The 3,886-nt window shown below is 67.6% G+C and carries 2 protein-coding genes; both read right to left on the reverse strand.

Features of this window, described 5'->3' with window-relative positions:
- Positions 1-153 precede the first annotated feature (153 nt).
- On the reverse strand, positions 154-2,481 hold the full coding sequence (bamA, locus tag PHC73_RS12170; RefSeq protein ID WP_300128636.1) for an outer membrane protein assembly factor BamA: 2,328 nt from the start codon (positions 2,479-2,481) through the stop codon (positions 154-156).
- 29 nt (positions 2,482-2,510) lie between these two features.
- Positions 2,511-3,886, reverse strand: a 1,376-nt coding sequence (rseP, locus tag PHC73_RS12175) for an RIP metalloprotease RseP (RefSeq protein WP_300128638.1), incomplete at its 5' end; no start/stop codon positions are given.

Consider the following 3,886-nt stretch of genomic DNA (forward strand, 5'->3'; position numbering starts at 1 on the left):
ACTCCGTGTCGAGAGTGAACAAAAACCTGTCCAGGGCAAGCGGCCCCGGTGTGCATCGCCGGCCTGCGGCGTCGATTCATGGAAGGCAGCGCGGGCGCGCCCCGTGCCGCCTCGAACTGGAAAATTCCAAGCTGGAACGTGTTCGACATTTCCCTAAAAACCGGCGCCCAGGCTGAACTGGAACATCTGCGTCTCATCGTTCGGGCCCTTGTTGAACGGCTGCGCGATGGCCACCGAGATGGCGCCGAAGGGCGACATCCACACCCCGGCCAGGCCGACCGAGTAGCGCAGTTCGCCGAGCTTGAACGACTCGTTGAGCCCGAACACGTTGCCGGCGTCGCCGAACACCGACATGCGGAAGTTCTTGCTCTGCTGATCCATGAACGGCACCGGGAAGAACAGCTCACTGCGCGCCAGCACCAAGCGGTCGCCGCCGAAGGGATCGCCGTGGTCGTCCGTGAAGGCGCTGTAGGTGCGCGGGCCGAGCGTGTTGTCCTTGAAACCGCGCAGGGTCCGAAAGCCGCCGGCGAAGAAGTTCTCGAAAAACGGCAGCTCGTTGGTGTCGCCGTAGCCGTCGCCGTAGCCGAGCGTGCCGCTGAGCAGCAGGCTGACGGTGTCGCTGAACGGGAAGTAGTGCGCCTCGGTGAAATTGAGCTTGTAGAACTGCAGGTCGCCCACCGGCAGGGCGAACTCGCCCGACAGGCGGCGCAGCGCGCCGCGGTCCGGGAAGATGGCGCGGTTGCGCGTGTCGTGCGCCAGGCTCAGGTTCAGCTTGAAGATGTTGTAGCTGTCGCCGTTGCGGTCGATGAAGTAGAGCACTTCCTTCGAGGTGTAATCGCCGGTGCCGATCTGGGTGTTCTCCGCTTCGGCGCCGAAACCGAAGCTGTCGAACTCCGACAACGGCACGTTGTACCCCCACGACCCCCCGAACGAGTCGGTGTCGTACTCGGTCAGGTTGGCATCGGCCGCGTCGATGGAGCGCAGGTACACGCTGGCGGTGCGGGCAACCCCGTCGACGGTGGCGTAGGGGTTGGTGTGGGCGATGCTGTACACGCGGGTGTAGTCGCTGGTGCTGAAGTTGACGCTGACGCTGTCGCCGGTGCCCAGAAAGTTGTTCTGCGTGACCGCCGCGTTCAGCAGCAGGCCGCTGCCCTGGCCGAAGCCGACGCCGGCCGAGATCGAGCCCGAGGCACGCTCCTTGACCGTGAAGTTGACGTCCACTTGATCGGGGCTGCCCGGCACCGCCGGCGTCTCGACGGTCACATCCTCGAAAAAGCCGAGCCGCTCCAGGCGCACCCGCGAGCGCTCGACCGCCTTCGACGAGAACGTGGCCGCCTCGAGTTGGCGCATCTCGCGGCGCATCACCTCGTCGGCGGTCTTCTCGTTGCCGCTGAAATTGATGCGCCGCACGTAGGCGCGCTTGCCGGGGTCGACGAAGAAGGTCAGCTTGGCGGTGGCCTTCTCCTTGTCGATCTCCGGCGAGGGGTTGACGTTGGCGAACGCGTAGCCGGCCTCGCCCAGGCGCTCGGAAATGGCGTCGCTGGTCTCGGTCATCTTCTTGCGCGAGAAGGTGTCGCCCGGGCGCAGCTTGACCAGTTTGACCAGTTCCTCGGGATCGACCACCAGGTTGCCGGACAGCTTGACCTCGTCGACCGTGTACTGCTGGCCTTCGCTGACGTTGATGGTGATGTAGATCTCGCGCTTGTCCGGCGTGATGGCGACCTGCGTTGATTTGATATCGAAATCGAGGTAGCCGCGGTCCAGGTAGAAGGCGTGCAGGTTTTCGAGGTCGCCGGCCAGCTTCTGGCGCGAGTACTTGTCGTTGCCGGTGATGAAGCTGAGCAGGTTCGGCGTCGACAGCTTGAAGGTGCCGCGCAGGGTCTGGTCGTCGAACACGTGGTTGCCGACGATGTTGATCTGGCGGATGCGCGCCACGTCGCCCTCGCTGATGGCGATGTCGATGCGCACGCGGTTGCGCGGCAGCTCGGTGACGGTGGTGTCGACCTTCATGCCGTACTTGCCGTTGGCGTAGTACTGGCGCTGCAGTTCCTGGCGCAGCTGGTCGAGCGCCGAGGGCACGAACACCCGCCCGGTGGCCAGGCCCGCCTCGCGCAGGCCTTTTTGCAGGTCTTCGGTCTTGATGTCCTTGTTGCCGGTGATGTTCAGCTCGGCGATCGATGGTCGCTCGACCACGTTGATGACCAGCACGTCGCCGTCGCGGTCGAGCTGCACGTCGCTGAAAAACTCGGTCTTGAACAGCGCGCGGATCAGGGCTTCCGAGCGCTGCGGGTCGAAGCGGTCGCCGACGCGCAGCGGCAGCGCGATCAGCACCGCGCCGGGCGAGATGCGTTGCAGGCCGTTCAGGCGGATGTCGCGCACGACGAACGACTCTTCGCTGGCTGCCCGCGCCGGGTTGATGCTCAGGCACAGCAGCACGGCCACCAGACAGCGGGACAGCAGGCGCAGCGGATCGGAAAGCAAGGCGTCACCGGGCAGGCCGCAGCCCGCAGTCAGGGTCTAAACAGGAGGCGTGTGATGTCGTTGTAGAAGGCCAGCACGGTCAGCGCCAGCAGGGCCGCCAGACCGACCTGCTGGCCGACGGCGCGCACCCGCTCCGGCAACGGCCGGCCCCGTACCGATTCGGCGAGATAGTACAGCAAGTGCCCACCGTCCAGAACCGGCACCGGCAGCAGGTTCAGCAGTCCCAGCGACAGGCTGACCAGGCCCAGGAAGGAGAAGAATTCCGCCGCCCCCAGGCGCGCGCTGCGGCCGGCGAATTCGGCGATCGACAGCGGCCCGCTGATGTTGCGGCTGGATGCGCTGCCGGTGAGCATGCGCCAGATGACCTCGCCGGTCAGCACGGTCATGTCACGCAGTTTGCGCAGCGCCTCCGCGGCGCTGTCGACCGGTCCGTAGCGCAGCAGCACGAAGTAATCGTCGAACGTGGCGGCCGGTGCCTGCGGCGCCAGGCCGACGCGGCCGATGCGCGTGCCGCCATCGTCGACGGCCTGCGGGACGAGCGTCAGTTCGAGCTCGCTGTCGCCACGCCGCAGGCGCACACGCAGCGGCCGTTCGGGATGTCCGCGCACCACGCGTACCCAGTCGTCCCAGTCGGCGAGCGGCCGGCCATCCACCGCCAGCAGGCGGTCGCCGACGGCGATGCCGGCGCGCTCGGCGACGCTGCCGGCCAGCACCTGGCCGACCGTGGTGCCGATGCGCGGGCCGCGCCAGACCAGCCCAATATGGCGCATGACGTCTGGGTCCTCGGCGCGGTAACCGAGGCCGGCCAGGTCCAGACGACGGGCCTGCACGACGGCCGGCTGGTCGGCGGGCGCCACCTGGACCGTGACCTGCCGGCCGTCGATGGCGGCCGGCATCAGCCGCAGCGAGGCGTCTTCCCAAGTGCGCACCAGGCGGCCGTCGACGGCGCGCAGCGTGTCGCCTGGCGCAAAGCCGGCCGCCGCGGCGGGCGTGTTCGGCAACACCTCGCCCACCACCGGGCGTTGGCCGTAGGTGCCGATCATGAACATGGCCCAATAGAACACCAGCGCCAGCAGCAGGTTGGCGACCGGCCCGGCCGCCACCACGGCCATGCGGGCCGCCACCGGCTGGCGGTTGAAGGCCTGATGCGCCTGCGCAGGCGGCACCGGCGCCTCGGTTTCGTCGAGCATCTTGACGTAGCCGCCGAGCGGCAGCGCGGCGATGACGTATTCGGTGCCGTGCCGGTCCACGCGCCGCCACAGTGGCTTGCCAAAGCCGATCGAGAAGCGCAGCACGCGCACGCCGGCCCGGCGGGCGGCCCAGAAGTGCCCGTACTCGTGCACGCTCACCAGCACGCCGATGGCGATCAGGAAGGCGCCCACCGACCACAGCACGTTCAGCATCG

Source organism: Immundisolibacter sp. (assembly GCF_028696615.1).
Taxonomy (GTDB): domain Bacteria; phylum Pseudomonadota; class Gammaproteobacteria; order Immundisolibacterales; family Immundisolibacteraceae; genus Immundisolibacter.